This window comes from Sphingobacterium sp. UBA5789, assembly GCF_002418355.1.
In the GTDB taxonomy this organism is placed as follows: Bacteria; Bacteroidota; Bacteroidia; order Sphingobacteriales; family Sphingobacteriaceae; genus Sphingobacterium.
In genome coordinates this window covers 649,236-672,324 of sequence record NZ_DIDX01000007.1, presented here as the reverse complement: position 1 = coordinate 672,324, position 23,089 = coordinate 649,236, and the positions used below count along the sequence as shown (strand labels likewise).

General features: G+C 38.3%; 16 protein-coding genes. 2 read left to right on the top strand and 14 right to left on the bottom strand.

Features of this window, described 5'->3' with window-relative positions:
* Positions 1 to 64 precede the first annotated feature (64 nt).
* From B4B65_RS20315 to B4B65_RS20280, 8 genes are all read right to left on the bottom strand, one after another.
* A complete protein-coding gene (locus tag B4B65_RS20315) occupies positions 65 to 1,441 on the bottom strand; it encodes a TlpA family protein disulfide reductase (protein WP_293918368.1) in 1,377 nt (458 codons plus the stop codon).
* An 11-nt stretch (positions 1,442 to 1,452) separates the two neighbouring features.
* Positions 1,453 to 3,009 (bottom strand): PKD-like family lipoprotein, encoded by a 1,557-nt coding sequence (locus B4B65_RS20310; protein WP_293918366.1) that lies wholly within the window; start codon positions 3,007 to 3,009, stop codon positions 1,453 to 1,455.
* Positions 3,010 to 3,019: 10 nt separating this feature from the next.
* Positions 3,020 to 3,793 carry a DUF4843 domain-containing protein gene (locus B4B65_RS20305; RefSeq protein WP_293918364.1) on the bottom strand — a complete coding sequence of 258 codons (774 nt, stop codon included), beginning with the start codon at positions 3,791 to 3,793 and terminating at the stop codon, positions 3,020 to 3,022.
* A gap of 5 nt (positions 3,794 to 3,798) precedes the next feature.
* Positions 3,799 to 5,253, bottom strand: coding sequence for a RagB/SusD family nutrient uptake outer membrane protein (locus tag B4B65_RS20300; protein ID WP_293918362.1), 1,455 nt, complete (start codon positions 5,251 to 5,253; stop codon positions 3,799 to 3,801).
* A 3-nt stretch (positions 5,254 to 5,256) separates the two neighbouring features.
* A complete protein-coding gene (locus tag B4B65_RS20295; RefSeq protein WP_293918360.1) occupies positions 5,257 to 8,742 on the bottom strand; it encodes a SusC/RagA family TonB-linked outer membrane protein in 3,486 nt (1,161 codons plus the stop codon).
* A gap of 193 nt (positions 8,743 to 8,935) precedes the next feature.
* Entirely contained in the window at positions 8,936 to 10,063 is a 1,128-nt protein-coding gene (locus B4B65_RS20290; RefSeq protein WP_293918358.1) for a FecR family protein, read from the bottom strand.
* 101 nt (positions 10,064 to 10,164) lie between these two features.
* Positions 10,165 to 10,731, bottom strand: coding sequence for an RNA polymerase sigma factor (locus B4B65_RS20285; protein ID WP_293918356.1), 567 nt, complete (start codon positions 10,729 to 10,731; stop codon positions 10,165 to 10,167).
* 380 nt (positions 10,732 to 11,111) lie between these two features.
* Positions 11,112 to 13,118, bottom strand: coding sequence for an FUSC family protein (locus tag B4B65_RS20280; RefSeq protein ID WP_293918354.1), 2,007 nt, complete (start codon positions 13,116 to 13,118; stop codon positions 11,112 to 11,114).
* 403 nt (positions 13,119 to 13,521) lie between these two features.
* Between B4B65_RS20280 and B4B65_RS20275 the strand changes: the two genes are divergently transcribed.
* Both B4B65_RS20275 and B4B65_RS20270 read left to right on the top strand, forming a co-directional pair.
* Positions 13,522 to 15,429 (top strand): PAS domain S-box protein, encoded by a 1,908-nt coding sequence (locus B4B65_RS20275; RefSeq protein ID WP_293918352.1) that lies wholly within the window; start codon positions 13,522 to 13,524, stop codon positions 15,427 to 15,429.
* Positions 15,426 to 15,842, top strand: coding sequence for a response regulator (locus B4B65_RS20270; protein WP_293918350.1), 417 nt, complete (start codon positions 15,426 to 15,428; stop codon positions 15,840 to 15,842). Before B4B65_RS20275 ends, B4B65_RS20270 begins: the two co-directional genes overlap by 4 nt.
* 32 nt (positions 15,843 to 15,874) lie before the next feature.
* Here the strand turns inward: B4B65_RS20270 and B4B65_RS20265 are convergent, their stop codons facing one another.
* From B4B65_RS20265 to B4B65_RS20240, 6 genes are all read right to left on the bottom strand, one after another.
* Entirely contained in the window at positions 15,875 to 17,368 is a 1,494-nt protein-coding gene (locus B4B65_RS20265) for an amino acid permease (RefSeq protein WP_293918348.1), read from the bottom strand.
* A complete protein-coding gene (locus B4B65_RS20260) occupies positions 17,322 to 18,632 on the bottom strand; it encodes a type IX secretion system plug protein domain-containing protein (protein WP_293918347.1) in 1,311 nt (436 codons plus the stop codon). Before B4B65_RS20260 ends, B4B65_RS20265 begins: the two co-directional genes overlap by 47 nt.
* 81 nt (positions 18,633 to 18,713) lie before the next feature.
* A complete protein-coding gene (locus B4B65_RS20255) occupies positions 18,714 to 20,345 on the bottom strand; it encodes a DUF4139 domain-containing protein (RefSeq protein WP_293918345.1) in 1,632 nt (543 codons plus the stop codon).
* A 155-nt stretch (positions 20,346 to 20,500) separates the two neighbouring features.
* Positions 20,501 to 20,656: a hypothetical protein gene (locus B4B65_RS20250; RefSeq protein WP_201678314.1), complete on the bottom strand. Its 156-nt coding sequence runs from the start codon at positions 20,654 to 20,656 to the stop codon at positions 20,501 to 20,503.
* Between the two features lie 6 nt (positions 20,657 to 20,662).
* Positions 20,663 to 22,744, bottom strand: a complete 2,082-nt coding sequence (feoB, locus tag B4B65_RS20245; protein ID WP_293918342.1) for a ferrous iron transport protein B — start codon at positions 22,742 to 22,744, stop codon at positions 20,663 to 20,665.
* A gap of 1 nt (position 22,745) precedes the next feature.
* Entirely contained in the window at positions 22,746 to 22,982 is a 237-nt protein-coding gene (locus B4B65_RS20240; RefSeq protein WP_002999223.1) for a FeoA family protein, read from the bottom strand.
* Positions 22,983 to 23,089 lie beyond the last annotated feature (107 nt).

Here is a 23,089-nt window from a genome sequence, read left to right as displayed (position 1 = left end):
GTATTAATAAAACAATACAGTCTGAAAAGAAAATTTTACTTTTCAGACTGTACCATTACCAGGTTTATTGTTGCAAAATTTTGTTTAATAATGTTTTCAATTCCGGGTTAGAAGGCCTTGGAGAATCAGTTGTTACAATTTTACCTTGTTTATCGAAAATCATAAAACGGGGAATACCTTTAATCTTGTAGTATTGTGCTAAATCACCCCATCCAGAAGCAAATAACTGAAGACCACCCAGATTTTCATCTTTTATCATTTTAGCCCATTTATCTTTGTCCTTGGCTTCATCTACAGAGATGCTGACAATCTGCAGGTTTGTTCCTTTCATCTCTTCTTCAAGTTTTTTCAAAAAAGGAATTTCGGCTTTACAGGGACCACACCATGTTGCCCATACGTCTATCAGAACAACTTTTCCTTTTAGATCTTCAAATTTTACAGTCTTTCCGTTTGGATCGGGATATGCAAAATTCAAACCTGCATCTCCGGCTTTTAGCTGAGCAAGCTCTGACATAATATCCATATTGCGTTTCTTCTGACTAGGAGTAACTACGAAAGAACCATATTGATCCATAATTTCTTTATAGGCTTCAAATGTTTTCAGTCTGCTCACCGCATCTAATACAGCATCCCCCTTTAATGTGTCATTTGCCAAAAACGCAAATTGATCCTTTATACCCTGTATTCCCTGAGCATATTTGATCTTTTCCTGTTTCATATTGAGCATTATAATACCGGAGAGGAGACGACGTCCCCAGGGATTTTCATAAACCAATTGGGTGGTTGCTGCAAAATCTTTTGCTTTTATAGTTTCATAAAACGGACTTAGTTCATCTGTAGCCGGATGTGCAGATCTGGGTGTACTTAAAAAGTTAGTTGCATACATAGCCAGATCACTGCTCATGTAGTTCTTAAGATGCTTATCGAATGTAGGGTTGCCGGATGATTTGCCTTGTGCGAATCCTTTTGCTTTCTCCGTAATATTTTCCAGATCAGGGAAGAAATCCACGAAAGTACTCTGCACTTTCATAAAGTTGATTGCTTTTTGTTCTAATGGAAAGACAAGATCATGCCATTGGGTCAGGATCTGATTTTCTTTACTGTTTTCTGTTCCGGTCAATACGTAGCTGGAATCCAATAATCTTACGGATAACTTGTCACCGGGTTTGAAATAGAATTTATAATTATCATTCGGACTGCCTGGGTTTCCTGTTCCTAAAGCATATAATCCTTCGTATTGGGGATAGAAAATAAAACCAAATTTTCCTTCACCCTGAGGTGTGGAAGCTGCAATTTCTACTGCATTTCCTTCTACGACTTTAAAAAGTTTGACGGGTTTAAGAAATTCTCTTTCCAGACTACCTTTTATTTCTACAGGAGATTGGGCAAATGTCACTAAACCGGAAAGGGCTGATATAAATAATAGAAGTGTTTTTTTCATGATAGATTAGATTACGAATTTGGAAAAGTGTTTTCAGCTACTCTTGGTGAAATATAGATAATGTTTTTTGGAGAACCTTTTCCTTCTAGTGTCTGAAAAGGTGTAGACTCCAGGTTGCCGGAGTTTTTTCTGAACATTCTGATTTTATAATTTGAGCCTGTTTTGGATCCGATGATTACAAAATTGAAGTTAAAAGCGACATCAGCAGTAGATGTATATTTCAGGTGTCGGATGAATGTCACTTCTTCACCAGCGGGAAGTGCGTATTGTAATTGTTCAAATTTATTACTCAGGTTATAGCTGTATATCTGCTGATTGCGGTTTGCAAAGTATAGCAAGTTTTCATCTTCCGTAAGTAAACTGTACTGGGTTGCATTAAAGATTTGTCTGGAGCTGGCAATAGTATCGTTTGTGATTTTTAAAACCAACTTATCCTGTTCCAGATAGGATATAGTTTTAAGTGAAGGATTTGTTTTGTCCTGAAAAACTCCATAACCTTTCACCTGTGAATAATAGTTTGGAGCAGGTAAATACACGGAATTCTTGAATCCCATATACAATGCTGTTTTATTATTATTCTTAACCGGAACAGGAGCATTTGCAACTGTTGAGAAGTTTGTCAGTAGAGATCCTGAGCCATTTGCCAGCGTAACGAATGAGCTTGAAATATTGTCGAATAATATGGGATCAGCATTAGTACTGGTACAGAAGAACTTTGATAGTTCGTATGTCGAATTGTTTGCATCTATCATTATCCTGTTTCCGAATTGTCCTGAGTTTGGAGAGTTGGAATTAATATTATAAAGCTGTCCTTTACTTATCACATGATTGGCTGTAGAGGCTATAAATACAGCAGATGCAGGACCTACACTCTGAGCACCACCTAAAAAAATATCTTCTTTATTACGAATGGTTCTGAGTGTATTGAGATTAATCGCCTGTATGTCCTGTTCCGTTGAAACCATGATAGCGCGAGTATTACCTAATGTACCTGTTACCGTGCTTTTGTACCCAGAGAAGAAGCTTAAAGAAGTGGCTTTACCATCCATCTTTTTGCCATTAACAAGGCTAAATACATCTTCAACTTTTCCTTCCGCCAGGGCAGTAGCCGGTGTTAAGAAGAGATCAAGGTCAGATTGAGTTCCGTCATCCTTGAGCACATACCACCCGCGTGTAAACTGTGTGTTAACTGTTAATGTTGAATTCTTATATTGTGTGTAGCCGGTCTTTTTGTTGCGTACCATAAATACCAGTATCCAGTCTTTGGCATCCTCTTGTATATAATAATTCAGTTCTTTGGTACGGGCAATGGTATCCAGCGGTTCGGTACGTCCCTGAACATTAGTCTCGTAGATTCCCCATCGGTATTCAAATTCTCCTTCTTTATTTGATTGTATAGTAGGATTCAATTTTAATGTGTCTTTCTGGGAAATGAGAGAATAGCTATCCCGGACTCCTTCAATAGTGATCAGCTCTCCGTCTGTATAGCTGTAATTACTTTTGTCTTTTGCACAAGAGAACAAGAATACAGCCCCTATTACATATAATAAAAAATTTGTTGTTTTCATATTTAGCTGATTAAGGAAAGAAAATAATGACACCGTTTTCATCCTTTAACGGATTAGTGGGATGCTCTTTATTATAATTGATTAAGGCAGTTGCTAAGAACGATTTGTAATAATTAGTGACGTCTAGTGGAAGGTTAGACATAAATGTCTGATCCCATCGTTCATTAGTGACTTCAATCATAAAGGCATGTTTGACCACACTGTATGGACCAAAATAATACTGACTAATGGAAGCTGTCCAGGCATCGGGTTTACTTAACCGGTCTGTAAAACTAAGTTTACGCCATAACTTCGTTTGTTCACCAAACTTGAAATTCTCATTTTCCTGTACGACGATTCCCAGATTCAATGTTTTAGATTTTAATTCCGGATCTCTTTTCAGAATTACAGGCACCTGAGCATGTACAGAATCTGCTTTTATAACATAGAGTTGCTGAATGGAAGGATCATCAAATGGAATATAATGTTTACCCGGTACAGCATTGTCAAGTCCGGCTAATTGTAATTGTTGGATTTTGTAAACACGGTCTGTATTCTTGATACCCCCTATAGTGTATATATCAAAATATACGGTATCCAGCTTTACATTACTATCATCATAGTAGAACGTAGCTGACTTAGTGGTGTCTGCGTATTCTGAATATATCGTTTTACCGGTATACTGAGGTGGTCCGAACTGAATTCTTGCCACATCATTAAAATAATAATACTGATCCTTTTGGCAGGAGACAATAGTTGCCATAACAAAACAAGCAACTATAATAAAATATGTATAGTTCTTCATTTTTTTTATTGATTTGTGATTTCTACGGTTGGCATTGGCAGAAGGTAATTGACTGTAGCCGCTGTTGGAACAAATAAAATCTGTGATTTGGGCGCATTTGTACGTTTGAATGCAAAGAAAGCCTGTCCTTCGGCGTAGAATTCTTTTCTATATTCCCGAAGGATTTGGATATTCAGTTCCAGCTCATTCTGCGGGACAGCCAACTGTGAAATATTACGGGCAGCACGAAATTGTTTAAAGTATTCTACTCCTTGTGCAAATGGAGCTGCCTCTGCTGCTATCAGGTACATTTCACTGACCCGTAGCATTGGTATTTGTTTGTAGTCATTATCGGTTGACGTTGCGTTGAGCTCCAGAGGCAGATATTTGGAAATAACATAATATTTCGCACCGTTGGTTAATGTTATTAAATTCCATAGTGAGGCCTCACGCATATCAGTTCCTGTATTCCCATAGAGGTCCCGGCTAATGGTTGTAGTTGTTGTTCCTTTCCGATACATGCCGCTGCCAAAATAATCTGTATAGCTTTTATTCATGTTATTTTCATAGAGTCCAAAGATCTGTTCGCCGGTAAGCACAAAATTCTTGGCTGTAAAATCTGCACCGGTACCAAGCTTGAATTTCGGTGTACCGTTTGAATCCTTTGCTTCGATGACTTCACTTGCTGAGGCAAACGCAAGATCCTTTTCTCCATACCATAGATGCGCTCTTGCCTCAAGTGCTTTTACAGCATAGTAATTCATACGCAGAGGTCTGTAAGCGAAATACGTATCGTCAGGAAAGAAATCTCCGCTATTCGGTCTGCGAAGCTCTGTGAGGCTATACTTTATAATTGGATCGAAGGGCTTGAGCAAGGCTTCCGCATCCTGCAGATCCTGAAAGATTCTTAGCTTAAACTGATCGTAAGAAATATGTTCGTTAAGCCCTTTTCCAAAAGTAGTGACATATGCCAGTTGATTACCTTTTGAAGGCTCAAGAGGCATAGGGCCATAAAGACGTATCAGATCAAAATGCACACAAGCGCGCATAGCCAGACATTCTGCTTTGACAAGCTCGTACATGTTCTTTGTTTTCAATACAGCTCTTCTGGACTCTAGATTTTCCAGAATTTGATTGATATGAGCAATAGTTCTGTACTGCTGACTGAAAATGCCGTTAAATAATGCTAAAACTCTATCATCCTGATAATTGAATAGTCCAATTTGTTGTTCAGTTGTACCTGATGAGATATCCCAGCTGGAAATAATGCTCTCAATCGCTCCGTAGCTTAAATGTCTTCCATATGCGTTTTCATTTTTAGCATTGATATATACACCGGCTAATGCATCTTTAAATCCTTGTTCTGAATCAAACAGAGCCTCCTCGGGTATTTGTGTTTTAGGTAGAACATCCAGATACTTGTTGCAGGAGCTGACCAAAAAGACTGCTGCCATACAGGTGATTATTAATTTCTTTTTCATTTTTTAGAATGTTGCATTAATACTTAAGGAAAATTGTCTGGAGAATGGGTAAATAGTGCCTCGTTCTCTACGTATGGTTGACAGATACATCGGTTCGGCTACATCGGCTGAAATATTGATATTCTCAAAGCGCATTTTTTTCAACCAGGCTGCTCCAGCGAAATTGTATTGAATATTAAAATTTTGCATGATGAGCGTGTTTTCATCCTGAACAAAACGTGAAGATTTGTAGGTTGGAGTCGTGTTTGTAATTCCTTTAAATGGAACATTATCTCCTGGCTTCTGCCATCTTTCAAAGAATACCCGTTCATCCATATTGTATTTGTAATTGGACGCTTCTACCCGCTCTACTAGAGTACTGTTGTATTGTTGTGCGCCTATTCTGTAACGAAAAGAAGTATTGAAAACAAAACCTTTGTAACGGATCATTGTACTGAAATTTCCAAATAAATCCGGGTCTGTGTTACCTACAGCAATTACGTCCTTTCCTCTCCATGTATATGTCGGATTACCATCTGCACCAAGGTAAAGCTCTTTGCCTGTACTTGGATCTATCCCTAAGGATGGTACTACCCAGATGGCATTACTGGAATAGCCTTCCACATACATTTGTCGGGCATCTGACTGCATATTTTGTATAGCTTTTTGTGCTTCCTTCAACGCTGCCGAAGTTTCTATAACTTTGTTGCGGTTTTGGAGAACTGCTCCTGTGACAGACCACATAAATCCATTAGCCTGTTTTTTAAGAAAGACAGTTGCCCGAACTTCAAAGCCCTTATTGCGTAAGCGACCTATATTAGCTGTGTAAGATGGGAAACCGTTTGAAGCAGGCGTATTCACGGAGGATACCAAATCCCGGGTCGTTTCTACATAATAATCTGTGTTCAGCAATAAATAGCGGTTGAACAGCTCTATATCTGTTCCGATATTCATTTTTAAGGCTTGCTGCCATTTAAGATCTTCATTACCGTATCCTAATAAATATGCTCCGTTCCAGTTGAAATAACGGTCATCCGTAAAGTATGCATAAGTAGTCATTGCCTGATATGAATTAAAATTCGTAGAACCTGTAGTTCCGATAGATCCTCTTAATTTTAATCTGTTGACTTTAGTATTCTCCTTGAAAAAGGCCTCTTCATGAATATTCCAGCCTATACCCGCTGACCAGAAAGGCGCAAATCGCTGATTGGCACCAAATTGGGATGAACCATCCCTGCGGTATACAAAATCAGCAAAATAACGATTGTCATAGATGTAGTTCAGATTCGCCACGAAGCCGATAGCTCTGTTAAATTGCTCATTACCTGTAGGTTTTCCGCCTTTGGCATATTGTAAGCCCATCGTGATGAAATCCAGATTAGCATTAGGGAAACCTTCAGCAATAAAACTATAGGTCGAGAATTCGTCTTGTCGCATGTTCAGACTGGCACCTGCATAGATAGCATGTACATCTTTAATTTTTTTGTTGAAATCCATATTCAATGATCCGTCATAAGAAAATCCGTTTGCGATGGAATATTTATAATCACCCTTTCGTATCAGATCGACTCCTGAGTAATTGGCAAATGCTGTGTGTTCGGCTGGTCTGAAGCGATCTCCCTGAATGTTTTCTTTGGTAATTCCTATTTGTGCCCGCAGATTTAATTCAGGAATAATACGCCATTCTACAGAAGTATTATTTGTAATCTTAGTTGAATTGTTTTTATCGTACGTGTTCAGCGTCGCATTATACAATGGGTTGGTGGGTAGTGTACTCCAGTATTGATCATAGTCACGGTTTCCAGGATTTCCAAGTAATTTATTTACGTTACCGTTTTCATCATAAGGACGCCAGTATGGATTTTGTTTGACATAGTCTGAAAACTCACCATAAGGAGATTCACTGCTTTTAGCATTGTTTATATTCAGGTAATTTCTGAAGAGTAAATTTTGATAGGTATAGGAGAGGGTAATCGTTCCGTTGAATGTATTTCTATCCGATCCTTTCATTACTCCGGCAATATTGTTGCTTTGTACCGCAGCAGAATACCTGAACTGACCATCACCACCTTCAAGACGAAGATTGTTCCGTAATCCGTAAGAAGTGCGCAGAGGAAGAGCTAACCAATCGGTTTCAACACCGCTGTTTACTTCATTCAGAATAAAATTATAATAACGTTTTAATGGAACATCGGTAGAAGCATTTGGGGAATTATAATATCCCGCCAGACGCTCTAGCTCCAGTTTGTCTCTTGATTTCAGTAAATGATAACCGCCAAGATCCGCATTTTCCACATTCAGGTTAGAACCAAAACTCACTCTTAATCTGCCGGGTTTTGGCAATTTGGTAGTGATGACAACTACCCCGTTTGCTCCACGTGATCCGTACATGGCAGTCGCTGAAGCATCTTTTAAAATGGTGATGGATGAAACATCATTTTCGTTTATATCTAATAGTGTTCTTAAGTTAGACTGGAAACCATCCAGAATAATTAAAGGGGTATTCAGTTGTGTATTAGATTCATTCTGAATTTCTCCGACATTCGGAATACTGGAATTACCGCGTATCTGTATTTCCGGCATAAGGTTAGGGTTGGATCCGAAGGAGTTACTTTCAATAATATTAAAGGAAGGATCAATATTCCGTAGTGAGGTAACCAGATTGCGATTGCCAAATTGCTTGAGCTCTTCGGCTGTAACCGTTCTGGAGGATCCGGTAAAACTTTTATCTTCTTTTTTGAAAATACCTGTAGATACCACCACTTCTTTCATAGTCTGTTCCAATTTTTCTAAGCGAACAGTAATAGGAGAATCTTCCAGCTTAACTTTTACTTCTGTGGTCTTGAATCCGATAGATGAAATAACTACCGTTTCATTATTTGCTGTGATCGGTAGCGTAAATACACCATCTGGAGTAGTCATGACGCCTTTTCTTGAGTCTGACTTCAACCGTACTGAAGCACCTGCTACCGGCTTTCCGCTTTCATCTATTACTTTTCCTCTGATATAGACCTGCTGAGGTATCGATATGAGCGTACTCTCTTTAATGATTACCTGAGGCCGTTGTACAGGTCTTTTCTTTAAAACCACAGTTTTATCAAAAAATTCATAACTGAATCCAGCGTCTTTGAGGATTGTATTTAAAGCCTGTCTTAAAGGTGTTTTTTCCAGATGAACGGAAAGGTTTTTTACAGGATTTACATCTGCCTTTTTATAGAAAAAGACATAACCACTTTGTTTCTCAAACTCTTTGAGTGTGCCTTCCAGCGTGATACTATTGTGCTTTAACGTGATGTTTTGTCCATACGAATTAGCATGTACCTGTAATAGCCCTATCCCCATCAGGAAAGCTATAATTTGCACTTTCATAACTATACTTGTTAGTGTCTTATTTGCATGCATTTTGCTGAGCTGATGAAAGAGACAGGTAGGTAATATATCGTCCTTGCTTCGCTGTATAGCAGGATGCATTTCGTCTTTTTTTGAAAGACGGTTTAGATTAATTTTCATTAACTTTGTTAAGTTTAGATGTAAAATTTAATTATTCGATAATTAGAAAAAACAATTGCCACTGTTTTTTTAGCAGCTAAACGTATCGGTCCGGATCGTGTTGGCGCACTTTCCGGATTTTTTGTTTTACTGCTACTGTCTGGTTTAGCTGGTTTCGTAGTTGTATTTCATTCTTTTCATTTTTAGTTAAGGGTTAGTTTATGATTAATTTTCGTTTGTTTTGCAAATTGGTCACTGCCTGAACGTTTATATCTGCGAACTCCAGTAGTTTTATAAGTTTATCCAGCGATAGATTTTTTGGGATCTTCCCACTATATGTGATTGCATTTTTGTTTGCATATTCGATCTCTACATCATACCAGCGCGCAATTTGCCTAAGTACCTCCGAAGAGTTGGTTCCGTCAAAGCAGAATTGTCCCTGTGTCCAGCCTATAGCATAGCTGGCATCTACCTGTTGACTCAGCATCTTATTTGTCTGTAGTACAGTTTGCTCGTCAGGTTTTAAGGTTATCGGACTGATGTTTTTATTTGTTGGATTTACACGGACAGATCCTTCAGCAAGTGTGGTTCTGACGACGGGTTCATCTTCATAGGCATTAATATTAAACTTGGTACCCAGTACTTCTGTTGTTTGTTTTGCAGTTTTTACAATAAACTTGCGATGGTTCGGATCTTTAGTTACCTCAAAATAGCCTTCTCCCTGGAGGGTGACAATGCGATCGCTGCTACCAAATGTTTCGGGATAAGTCAGGCTGGATTCTGCATTAAGAAATACTTTGGTACCGTCAGAAAGAATAATATTATATTGTCCGGCTTTAGGTGTTTTTAGTATGTTTAATTTACCCGGATTTGAAGATGCTGTTTTATTGACATATGTAACCTGACCGGAAGCATCCTTAATAAACAGTCCGCTGCCAGTTGGGAGCGTTTGGCTTTGATCCAACTCATTCAGATCTATTATTTTACCATCTGCCAGCGTTATAGTGGCTTTATTTTCTCCAGGACTTATAGCTGCGATTTCCTGAGCATCCATAGGAGTGAAACTGTTCCGGGCATTATAATACATATAACCAAAATACCCGATCAGCAACAAAGCAGCTACTGCACCCATTTTATACCATAGCGGTCTGATGGTATATGATGGATTAATTTCTTTCAAAAGTTTTGCTTTTGTCCGTTTATGAGAAGACCTTGGATCGACATCTGTATGCACATGATTGAGCTCATCGTACCATTTGTACAATGTTTTGCGTTCCTCAACGCTCTCTTGCCTGCGCAAATATTTAGTTAGAATATGACTGATCTTCTTGTCTGCTTTCATAATATACGGCTGCTAGCTGATAACTTTTACAGTTCGGTTGTATATATGTAGTGAGACTTGAAGGAGATAGCACCTACTTCTTTTTTTATTTTTTTGAAATATTATAGGAAAAAATGAAAAAAATGACGTGTAACAGATTTTAATCGTTTGATAGCCTTGTTGATATGGTTTTCTACAGTAGATTCGGAAATATCAAAATCTTTTGCAATTTCCTTATTTGTTTTGAATTGTTCTCTGCTCAGTCTGAAAATCTGTTTACATTTTTCAGGTAAATTCTCTATCTCCTGTTCTACAATATCCAGTATATAGCGGTAATGCAAGCGTTCTTCCAAAGGTTGCTCATCTAGAAGAAGATCATAATCAGACAAATCATCGTAATATTCTACTGCTGTTTTTTTCTTATAGTAGGCAATGACAAGATATCGACAGGAAGAGTAGAGGTAAGCCGGCAGAGATTCTATTTTTACCAAATTCTCCCTGTTTTTCCATAAACTAAGGAAGAGATCATGCAATAAATCTTCGGCTACGGCACTATCATCAATTTTTTGAAGGATATGCCGGGACAAGGATGGGTAAAATATATCGTACAGTTCAGAAAAAGCATGCTGATCATCATTAGCGATTTTAGCTAACAAAGGCAGGTAGGTATGTTCTGTACTTGTATTCATGTGCTTGGGTGCGGACAAATGTAATAAATTAGTGGCATTTAGTGCAATAGATGGTTTTAAACTGATTGAGAATCTATTACTGCACGTCATTCTCTAAGTATTTTAGATATTTCGTAACAAAATATAAGAGTAAGCGTTTTTAAGGGTTAATTTAAAATGTATATGCATTTGATTGCAAGAATTTCGTGTCTGCGTTATACATCATTATCATTTTGCAGCAATAGTTAGTGATATATCTTGCTGCTGTTTCCTTAAAAATAGAAGAATCTATCTGGTTTTAAAAATCTTTTTCTGATTTCTGTTGTGATAAAACAGAATTGTCCGGCCAAGCATCTGAAGTAATTGTTTTGATAATAAAAGGTGTCCACCCAAAACAGCGTTTACATTGTCTGTCTCAGGCTTTTTGCCAGTTGATCCAGTTCATTCAGAAGATTCTGTATAGCCAGTATACGTTCCTCTAGTTGCTGTGATTTTACAGCTGACTGATGTTGCACTGTAACATTGATGGATAATCCTACGATCAGCGAATTGATGCGATAAGCAAGAGCATGAAAGGTGTTCGCATCAGACCAGTCTTTCTTTTTATTACCGGGTTCATTCTGTAACTGCGTGATGGTATCTGAAAATGAAGCCAGAGCTGTTTGTGCTTTTTTTCTTGCCAGGCGAATCTCATATATATCAGATTGATGATCGTGCAGCTGTCCTTCAACGGCTTTAAAATATTGATCATTATGGTTTACGACCAGATCAGCAAGATTTAACATACCGCGCTTCTGCCTTATCGGAACAAAGAAATAACCTGCTACAGCCAACAGGCATCCGATCAGCGTAAATATGATACGGCTTCCCAGTATACGGTCGATATTTCCCTCATAGCTATTTAAAGTAATGACAATCCCTGCCGTAATAAACAGCACGCTGACCAGGTAATTCGGTTTGTTGAAAAGGAAAAAACCATAAAGACATATTGCTGCTATAATAAGGAGTATGGATATATTGGAAATCAGATTCAGAATCAATATTCCTAAGAGAATACCTGTAAGTGTACCTGTAATGCGTTGGAAATTCCGGCGTTGAGTAGTTACAAAACCCGGTCGCGCTACAATAGCAATAGTTAGCAGAATCCAGTAAGTATATCTGTATTCCGGAAGGAGCATACCGAATAGTCCGCCTAACCCAAATAAAACGGCCAGTCGTAAGGCAAATGGAAATATCGTGGAGTGAAAACTGAGTTGATTTTTGACCGCAATCCATCCGCGTGGCGGTAAGGAAAGAAAATGCTGGTATTCATTTTCCTTTACCGAATCAAATACCTTCGCATCCGATGTAGATCGTATACGTGTAATGAAGTCGAGAATCAACTGAATATTACGTATAGTCGCATTTAAAATGGAATAAGCTTCGCCCTCTTGCTGATCCCGTATAGCGATAAGCTCATTCAGTAATGAGGAAATCTCCATATGATTATTATGCTGATCCGATACCTTTTTGGAGTAATTTGCTGCTAATAAATCTATTTCTCCGGCTATCCTGATAATCAGCTTACGGATGTGTTGAAGTGCGCCTGTAGGTTCCAGAGTCTTTCGGATAGACTCGTAATCGTGGTCAAGAGCCATTAATAGTTCATACAGATCAATCAGTTGATAGACTTGATTCAACCAGACTTTTCCCTCTTCAGAGTAAATCAGTTTCTTTTCTCTTAGCAGAAGGAATCGTATAGTCTCTTGTTGATCGCTTACCTGAATATGCAATCTTCCGAGTTCTCTGTATGCTTTATCTAACGGAATAAGCTCATCATAACATTTTGCTTTGGCCTGAAGCAATACAGCCATACTGCGAAAGCCATCAGCCATGGCATGGCGTAATGAACGGTAAGGTACAATATAAGCCTGCGCAATGCTGACCATATAAAACCATATTGCACCTAAAGTAATTTCTATACTGAAGGATAACGGATGCGAAGGCCATAAACCAACCACAAAACTGACCAAAATAAGGGTTAGAGTACCTGTAATTCCTACCCGCAGTCCAAATACCGATAACATTGCGCATATAAAACCTGATGCAATGAGTAAGGGAAGCAGAAGCCAGGCGGAAGAGATGGCGTAAGCAGTAGCAAATGAAGCTGTAAAAAATAAGGGTATGCACCATTTTGCAGACTTCCATTTGTCCTGCCGGTTGCCAGGTAGATCAGTAAGAGAAGATAATAATGCACCCATACCTACCGTAATGGCAGTATCCAGATGTCCGCAGTAAAAGACTATAATGCTGGGTACAAGTGTTGTAAAAATATTGCGAAAAGCATCCCCACTGTTTTCCCCTGAAATAAACTGGAAAACAAGTTTTGAAACCGAAGAAATTCTGTGCTTAAGCGCGTAGAATGCCATATAATCAGACATTTAAATTTTGTGCAAAAATATAAATATTTATGGATCTATTATGCCTGCATATAAAATCAATCTTAAAAATGACAATGTAATTCTAATGTCGTCTGATAATTCCGTTTTAAAAAATATTTGGCCAAACACCGAAATAAATAATTGAAATTCCTACATTTAAAATATAATTGTCGGAAAATTTACTTTTTTATGAATTTCAGTATGTTTTAGATAGAAATCCGATTTCTTTTTCTAAGTACTGCAATGTAAATAAGTATGTAATACTATATTATAGATATTCCCCAACAATCGTTGATCGCTGTCTAAACCACCTTGAAAAAGTTTTGGATTCAAACACCTTACTTTTTTGTAATAGGGTAATTAAATATTGAATAATAAACCACAAGAGAGAATGCTTTCAGAGGAATTTGAAAATCTGTCAGTCGATGAGGTACTATTACCTATACTTAATGGAACCACTCAAGGTATGGTTGTATCAAGTCTTGATGGCAAATTGGTTTTCTGGAATGAAGAGGCAAGCCGGGTTCTGAACATACCGAAAGAATCATGTTTAATAAAGAATGTTTTTGAGCTGTTTGCTACTTTCTGTGATGAGCATTTTATTCCTTTTTCCTATGAGAAATTTCCGGTTAATATCACTGCTGAGACAGGTGTAGCGCAGAAAGACGTGATTATGGTATCTGTGCAGGAAAATAAACAGATGGTTTGGCACAATCTCAATGTTACACAGATATGTATTGGAAATACCCCTTTTATCCTGACTTCATTTTCAGATGTGAGCCGGATTATGGAAGTAAACCGCAAGGCTTTAGAAAATGAAAAACAGCTTCATCTGTTGGTTGCATCATTAGATGACATTGTATTCGAAGCTACTGCAGAAGGTATTATCCTCAATTACTGGGTGAATGATCCCCAAAGCCTGTTTTATGTCCCTGATTATTTTCTGAATAAAAACATAGAGGAATTATTTCCTTCTGATCTGGCAACGTCATTTCTTGCACTTATACAGAATTCTTTAGCAGAAAGAATTTCTAATGAAATGGAATATCAGTCCCCGTTTGATTCACATAAAGACAACTGGTATAGAATACAAACCCGACCCATCCGTTTCATGGAGGATCGGGTAGCAGTCATTGTTTCGGATGTTACTGAACGTATAAGACGGGAGGAAATGACACGAATCAATGAACAAAAATTCAATCAGGCTTTCCAGTATTCGGGTATAGGTATGGCTATGGTCAATCAGGAAGGTGTGTGTCTGGAAGTAAATAAGACATTATGTAAAATACTGGGTTATACACTTGCTGAATTAACTACCCTTCGTTTTCATGAATATACTCATCCTGAGGATCTGGAAATGGATGTGCAGAATTTGGAAAAACTTGGAAAGGGTCAGTTGGATAGTTATACGATAGAGAAACGTTACCGGCACAAAAAAGGACATTATGTCTGGTGTCTGCTGACCTCTTCCAGAGTTTCAGATGCAAAGGGAATTACTATCTTTTATATTGCTCAGGTACAGGATATCAGTCTGTCCAAAAAGAATGTGGAAATATTGGAACGTCAGAAAAATCAGTTAAAAACGGCTATGTTTGATCTCGAAACAAAAATTCAGCAGCTAGAAGAGTTTAATAAGATCGTAGCACATAATCTGAGAGGGCCGGTAGTCAATATAAAAATGCTTATTCAGGAAATCCTGACGGCAGAGAATGAAAATGATAAGGAAGAATATCTGCAGTTGTTGCAGTCCAGCAGTGACGGACTAACAGAGATTTTACAGGAATTGATTGAGATTCTTGAAATTCGTAACCAGCAGACTATTCCTTTTCATTACTGTGACTTTGATCAAATCTATAATAAGGTTGTTCAGCAATTTATTGTTGAAATACAAAGTAAAGAAGCAGTCGTAACAACAGACTTTGAAGTAAAGGGAATTTACTACTACAGAATATATTTGGAAAGTATTATGCTAAACCTCATCAGTAATGCGTTAAAATATTCTGTTGAAGGGAAGCGTCCACATATTCATATCCGTGCATATCAGGACCGAAATAATGTATGCCTGAGTTTTGAAGATAATGGTGTGGGGATCGATCTTCAAAAGTATGGTAATCAGGTTTTTAAGTTCAGGAAAACATTTCATCGGGGATTTGATAGTAAAGGAGTCGGCTTATTTATGACACGGTGCCAGATAGAATCACTGGGAGGAAAAATCACAGTCAAAAGTGAACCCGGTAGTGGAAGTATATTTACCGTACATTTTTATTTACATCAGGATGTACCTATTCTAACCATATGATAGAGACCTTACGTATAGCTATTGTTGATGACGATATTATATTCAGACTTATCTTCAGTAAGATGCTGGAAAATTTTTCGGAATTACCTGTTCAGGTTCAGGTCTTCGAAAATGGTCTGGAGGCTTTGAACTACTTTCGATTGTATCAGCATGAGGAAGATAAGCTTCCGCATATTCTTTTTGTGGATATTGATATGCCTTTTTTGTCAGGTTGGGAGATGATGGACGAAATCATGCAGGAAGGGATAAACTTTGTACTGCATATACCTGTCTATATCTTAAGTTCATCAACAAGCACTACGGATAAACAGAAAATCCATAATTATGTATTTATTAATGAATATATAGAAAAGCCTATCACAAAGGACAGGCTTTTCGGATATATTAACGAGTATCTGGCTGATAATCAATAATTATCAGCCTTAGATCAATACTAATATCGTTTTCAGGATTCAATCTGATTAGCCTTACGTTTCTTTACCATCAGATATCCCAGATAAAGCAGAATCAACCAGATAGGAATAAGTTCAACCGAAATCTTAAGGCCTGTTATCCACATCATCGCTAATATTCCGACCAGAAAGATAAGACAGATATAGTTACTTACAGGATATAGAAAGGAGGGGAATAAAGTTTTCTTTCCTTCTTTAATCTTTTCCTTTTTGAAATATAAATGCGTGATAGAAATCATCAGCCAATTGATGATTAATGCGGATACAACGAGAGACATCAGAATCCCCAATGCCTTTTCCGGTATCAGCTTGTTTATAACAATACAAATTGCGGCAAATGCTGCTGAAACCAATATCGCCATAATAGGCACATGATTGTTATTCAGTTTGAGCAGGAAACGGGGAGCATTACCCTGTTTGGCTAATCCATACAACATACGGCTATTACTATACACGCTGCTGTTGTATACAGATAAAGCGGCTGTCAGTACAATAATATTAAGTGCATTGGCAATGATGGAGGTAAAGTAAAATGTATTTCCGAACAGTGAAAACTGAAATCCTTTGAGATTTTCAAAGATCATGACAAACGGACTGCTACCCGCTGTAATATTTCGCCATGGTGACAGCGAAAACAGAATAATCAATGCTCCAACATAGAAAATCAATATTCGATAGATCACCTGATTGGTAGCTCTCGGGATATTTTTCTCCGGATTTTCAGCCTCTGCAGCAGTAATTCCAATCAGCTCTAGTCCTCCGAAAGAGAACATAATGAGTGCCATGGCTGCCAGCAATCCCTGAAATCCACCTTTGCCGTCTTCTGATAACCAACCTTTGGGAAAGAATCCTCCGTCATTCCACAGATTTGTAACAGAAGCCTGCTCCCCTCCGGAACCGCTGAATAACAGGTACGTTCCAAAAATAATCATAGCGACTATAGCCAGTACCTTGATAATGGAAAACCAAAATTCGGCTTCTCCATAGACTTTGACCGAAGCTAAATTGAGCGCATTGACAACAATAAAAAAGAATAAACTGGATTGCCATAAAGGGATTTCAGGCCACCAGAATTGTACATACACACCAATAGCGGTAAGTTCGGACATGCTGACCAGAATATACAGAAACCAGTAATTCCAGCCGGAAGAAAATCCTGCAAAAGGCCCCATATATTTATTAGCGAAATGGCTGAAACTTCCCGAAACAGGTTCATTTACTACCATTTCACCCAGCTGACGCATGATGAAAAATGCAATAACTCCTGCTACTGCATACCCCAGGATAACAGCAGGGCCGGCTAATACTGCAGCCGGACCTATCCCTAAAAATAAACCGGTACCGATAGCGCCACCTAAGGCGATCAGTTGAATATGACGGTTTTTTAACCCTCTGTTTAACTCTTTTTTTTCTGAAGTGTTTTCTTCCACTGCTGTATGATTATTTACGATTATTAATACTGACTTCTCCAAATCCCAGGAGCTCATCCCAGAAGGTTCCTATTTTACGGTTGTACAGAAGGATCTGATAATTATTGCCTGTCTGATAAAAGCTTCCTGAAAATGCATCTGTGCTAACTTTTCCTGAAGGGTCTTGCAGGACGTATTCGTAGTCATATAACCCTTGTTTGAGCGGCAATACAACCTGCCACAATTTAAGACTTTCATTGTAGTGCAGTTTTCCGGCTGATGTACGTTGGTAATTGTTGAATCCGCCCACAATATAAATATCACCTTTTATCGCCTGATCTGTTTTTAAAGAAAAGGTTACCTGAGCATAATCTCCTTCGAGTGTAGCTTCCCGCTGGTCCATATTGCGGATGTAGAATTTTCCGTTTTCATCAAATGTGGAAGCATATGTGGAAGCACTGTTGTCTTCATCAGGGTGAAGGTCTACTCTCACCAGCGAATCCATACGGATACTGCTGACTCGTTCGGATCCTAATTTCAGACTGCGTAAATCTACATACCTGAATTCATTGTTACCCTTGAAATCAAGTGTCTGACTGTTGTTGTAGTTGATCTCTGTTGCTCCGGCAAACATAGGGTCAGAAAGACTCATCATATTGTCTGTACGTTGATTCTGTAAAACGACTACACGTAAATCTCTTTGTGGATTGGTAACTGTGACGGCTCCTGTCTTTACAAATACATCCAGTTTTTGATTTTTATTACGCAAACTTACTATTGTTGAAGGAGTTACTTTGGCCGATAAGCTCATCAGTTTGCGGATCACATAGAACTTACGCGTCAGAATAAGCCTGCTCTTGTCTGCGTCTTCATAGACTTTCAATAGATAATTACCGGGAAGTTTAGGCCCCACGTATTCATCCGGAAAATTAACCTGATAGTTTGTGTATGGCTGAAAAGTGGCTTTTGAACTGGAGTAATTATCTATTCGTCCTTCATTGAACCCTTCCGCATATTCCAGTGGAGAAAGTCGGCTGGGCATCCAGTTTGCATCGCAATGTTCAATACTAAAATAAAAATTGCGGATATCTGCCCGCAGATCATCAAAGCTCAATACCAATTGATTTCTTTGTTCCAGATCAATAACAGGTAGAGTAGATTCAGCAGTGCCCGGATAGAGTTGTACAGATTGTATGCTGGGCAGGTAATTGATATTGTCGTATATAAGCTCCTGTTTAGGCGAGCGATCCGAATCGTTATCTTTTTTCTTCTTTTTCTTTTGCCCGTAGCTGATGCCGGCAATAAAGAAAAAGACCACACCTAACACTATACATTTATTCATGCCTGCAAAAATAAGGACTTAAAGGTTTAAAACTAAAAAAACCGCTGTAAACATACAGCGGTTTTCTAAGATAATCATTTTTTAATAAATATTTAGTTGCTTGTCTTTCGGATATTTGATCGTGTATCCAAATCTGATTTTCTTGGTTGTACCCGAAGGAACGGTTACTTTCCATCTGAGAATTCCTGTCTCTCTGTTTACTTCTGCAGCACCGTCATCATCTAATGTGATTTCCATAGATTTATCTGTTGAGATCGGGAATTGATCTTCCAGCAGGATCGTTTCACCGTTTTTCTTATTGTTTTTGATACTTATCTCGTATACGAAGCTTTGTTTTTTACTGCCTCCAAATACTTTTGTCTGTGACAGATCATTTACTTTATCCCGTTTGATGCTGATCATTTTGTCTCTGCCCATACTTAATTTCAGGGTATCCGATGTATTGTTAGGGTTGATCGTTGTTTTACCCACCATCATATTTTCAAACATGATGTTTGCGGCTCCCGGCATCAGATTCAATTTTTCATAATCTGTAAGCTCTGCCATCAGATATACTGTCGGATCCAGACGGGGAACAGCCGTATATGTATAATTAGCCATATGGCTGTATTCTTTCAGGGAAACGCTATGCGGTTTACCATTAGAAGCAATGTCATATGGAATAGCAATATTGAAAGTGGTATTAAGTTGATTTTCGACTTGTTGCGTATAAGCACTGATACTGCTTTTCGCTTTTGATTTTTTATCATTCACGACTACCACTTCCTCAAGCTTATTCTCATCCAGTGCGATGCCCGCTACTCTTCCTCTGAGTTGAGCGGAATAACCAGGTAACTGCATATTGGATTGATAATAAAGAGACCAGGGTTGTAATGTAGGCACCATTCCATATTGAGTCGGACTTCCTGTTGCTAATGTAAGATGGACCTGTTTCCAATCCACACCTGTGAGTTGGGTGACATTTGCTTTGTATATGATCTGTAAAGGTGAACTTGTATTTGCAGCACGCAAATCATAGGACGCATACCATGACGCATTCGGACTTTGGTACGTCACATCAAAGGGTTGGTTGCCTGCTTTATTATTTAATACCTGTACAATAAGCTGTCCGCCTGAACCTGTATTCTGGCCTTTTACCTCATCGAGCTGAATTTCGGCTTTTTCCAGTATTTGTTTCTGCTTCGTAATCTTATCTTCCAAGGCTGAAATGTTGTTCTTTACTTCCAGGTATTTAGTTTTGTAGTAGTCTGCCATTTTGGAAAGTTCCAGCACAGTCGTATTGCCGTTGGTTCCGGCGATTTTCTGATTACTTTCCAATAACTTCAGAACACTTTCTTCCGTAGACTTCTGATTCTGCAATGCTTTGAAGATATCTTCCTCTTTTTGATAAGCCTGTTCGGCTTTTAAGTAAGCCTCTGTTTTTACATCTGTCTGTATATAATTTTGGGCCGCACGTACAGACATGACAGTGACGTCCGGCGACGTGCCGATCTGTATACTGTTTTCATCTATTCCATTGGCTACATGTGTAAATACAATTTCACTTGTACCTATGGGTAATATCAGATTTGCATGATGGTTGAGTTCAGCTGAATTTATATACAGCGTGACATCTTTTAAATCCGCTTTAACAATTTTTGATTGTTGTGCGTTTGCTCCTGTGATTGTTAACAGACAGAAAAGAGCTGTTGTTATGGTTGTTTCGATCTTCATAATAGTGAAATTTGGACAAGGATGCAGGGTATATCCATATTCCACAAAAAATAATTCATTTTTTTTCAGAAATATTTTTCGATTAAGGAAGATCTTTAAAAATAAGGGAGGAATACAAAAAAAGGGAGCTTGTTGTAGCTCCCTTTGTAGATTGTTTATTGTTGCTTTGCAGATTCGTTAACATTACAACACGCTCCTTTGGAGCATCCGCAGCTTCCTTTGGACGAACCTTTCATTTTGCGGTAAAGAAAGATCACGGCTGCAATAAAAACAACTGCTATGATACTGTATTGTATGATTTCATTCGTCATAATCGTCTATTTTAAAAGTTGATAAGCGATGAATGCTGCAATATATGCAAGTCCTGTCATGAGACCTGTTTGTAAAAGTGTCAGTTTCCAGGAACCTGTTTCTTTTTTAACAATAGCAATGGTACTCATACACTGCATAGCAAAGGCATAAAAAAGTAATAACGAAATTCCGGACGCAAAATTGTATGCCGGCAATCCGGTATTTCTGTTGATCTCTTTACGCATCTGTCCTTGTATGGTAGATTCGTCATCTGTATCACCAAGAGCATAGACAGTGGCCATCGTGCTGACAAATACTTCACGGGCCGCAAAGGAAGAAATCAGACCTATACCCATCTTCCAGTCATAGCCTAATGGTGCAATAGCCGGTTCTATAGTCGTACCTAATATACCTAAAAAGGAGTTTTCCAACTCAAAGGATTTGATATGATTCTCCAGTTCTTCTTCGCTAGCATTAGGGTATTGCTGATTTACTATTTCTTCAGCACGATTGAATTTTCCGGGGCCGAAGCTTCCTAATACCCATAGGATAATGGACATGGCAAGAATGATCTTACCTGCATTGATAATAAAACCGGAAGATTTTTCCCATACATTCATGGCTACATTTCTCCAGTCAGGAAGTTTATAGGTCGGTAATTCAAAAATCAGGAAGGTCTTATGTTTGCTTTTCAGCATTTTGCTTAATAACCAGGCTGAACCTAACGCACTGACTACACCAAGGATGTATAGCGCAAATAAAGTAATACCCTGGATGTTGAATCCTAAAAATTTGGTTTCCGGAATAACAAGTCCTATGATAACTATGTAGATCGGCAGTCTGGCAGAACAGGTCATAAAAGGAGTTACCAGCATAGTGATTAACCGTTCTTTACTGTTTTCAATATTCCTTGCAGACATGATAGCGGGAACAGCACAGGCAGCTCCGGACATAAGCGGAATAACGGATTTACCGTTAAGTCCGAATGGACGCAACCATCTGTCCATAAGAAAAACAACACGGCTCATATATCCTGTCTCTTCCATCAATGAGATAAACAGAAATAAGATAGCAATCTGTGGAACGAAAATAACGATACCACCTATACCGGCAATGATACCATCTGTAAGAAGACCTGTAACAGGTCCTGCAGGAAGCAATTCCTGAACATATGCAGAAAGAGAAGCAAATGTCTCATCAATAAAATCCATCAGCGGAGATGCCCATGCAAATATGGCCTGAAACATTAAGAAAAGAAGGCCGAAGAAAATAACGTAACCCCATAGCGGGTGTAATAATATACGGTCAATGCCATGTGTGATACTTTTTTTCTCCTGATGATTGTAGGATATAATATCTTGTAACTTTTCATCAATCAGTTTATGCCGGATCAGAGATTCACTTTTTTGCAGCATAGCCGTATCAAGATTATATCTCAGGCGAATATCATTTAATGCCGCTCTTTTGTCGTTGGATAAAAAGTCTACATTATTTTGGGCAAGAAACTGCCAGGTGGAATATTCTGTTTCCAGCGGGAATAGTTTTTTGGCTTCATCCAGTGCAGCATGAAACTGTTCATCAATGGCTAAACTTCCAAAATAATTTCCCGGTATAGATTTAAACTGTTTGATGACTTCATTTATACCTTCCCCGGTCCGGGCATTTGTTTGATAAACTTTAGTCTGTAAATATTGCTCTAACTTTGGCAGATCGATGTGTATGCCTTTTGTTTTGGCTTCATCGATCATATTCATTACAAAAATAGCAGGTAAACCAAGTTCTCTGGCTTGTTGATAGAGTACGATGGATCGTTTCAGATGCGTAGGCTCACTTACGACTACAACCAGATCCGGAAAATTGTTTCCTTGCTTGTTATGTAAGGTGTTGAATACAATTTCCTCGTCCAGAGAATTGGGAAACAGCGTGTAGGTTCCGGGTAGATCGATAACACGATAGGTTTGGTTTGCATAACTAACCGTTCCTTCACGTTTTTCTACTGTAATGCCGGGATAATTTCCGACTTTTTGATGTAACTTTGTGATTTTGTTGAATAGGGATGTTTTACCAACATTGGGATTCCCTAGCAGGGCTATTATAGGGGACTTCATGCTATTTTTCGACAATTATATGTTTAGCTTCGGATTTGCGTAATGCAATAAGGGCGTTATTCTGAAGAATGTTGACACAAATTGGACCATTAAACGGAGCAATATGTTTTATTTCAATATCGATACCCGGAAGAAACCCAATTTCAAAGAATTTGGCAGGGATATCTGTAGAAGTGTAACTAAGTATTTTTGCTCTTTCGCCTTTTTTTAATTTATCCAAGCTATTATTGTGCTGCATTTTGTATATTTAAAGTTAATGAACAATTAAACCCCAAATATAGTAATTGTTTTGAGGAAATAGGGGGAAACCTTGTCATTTGAGTGTATTAAATTTATTTAGACTAA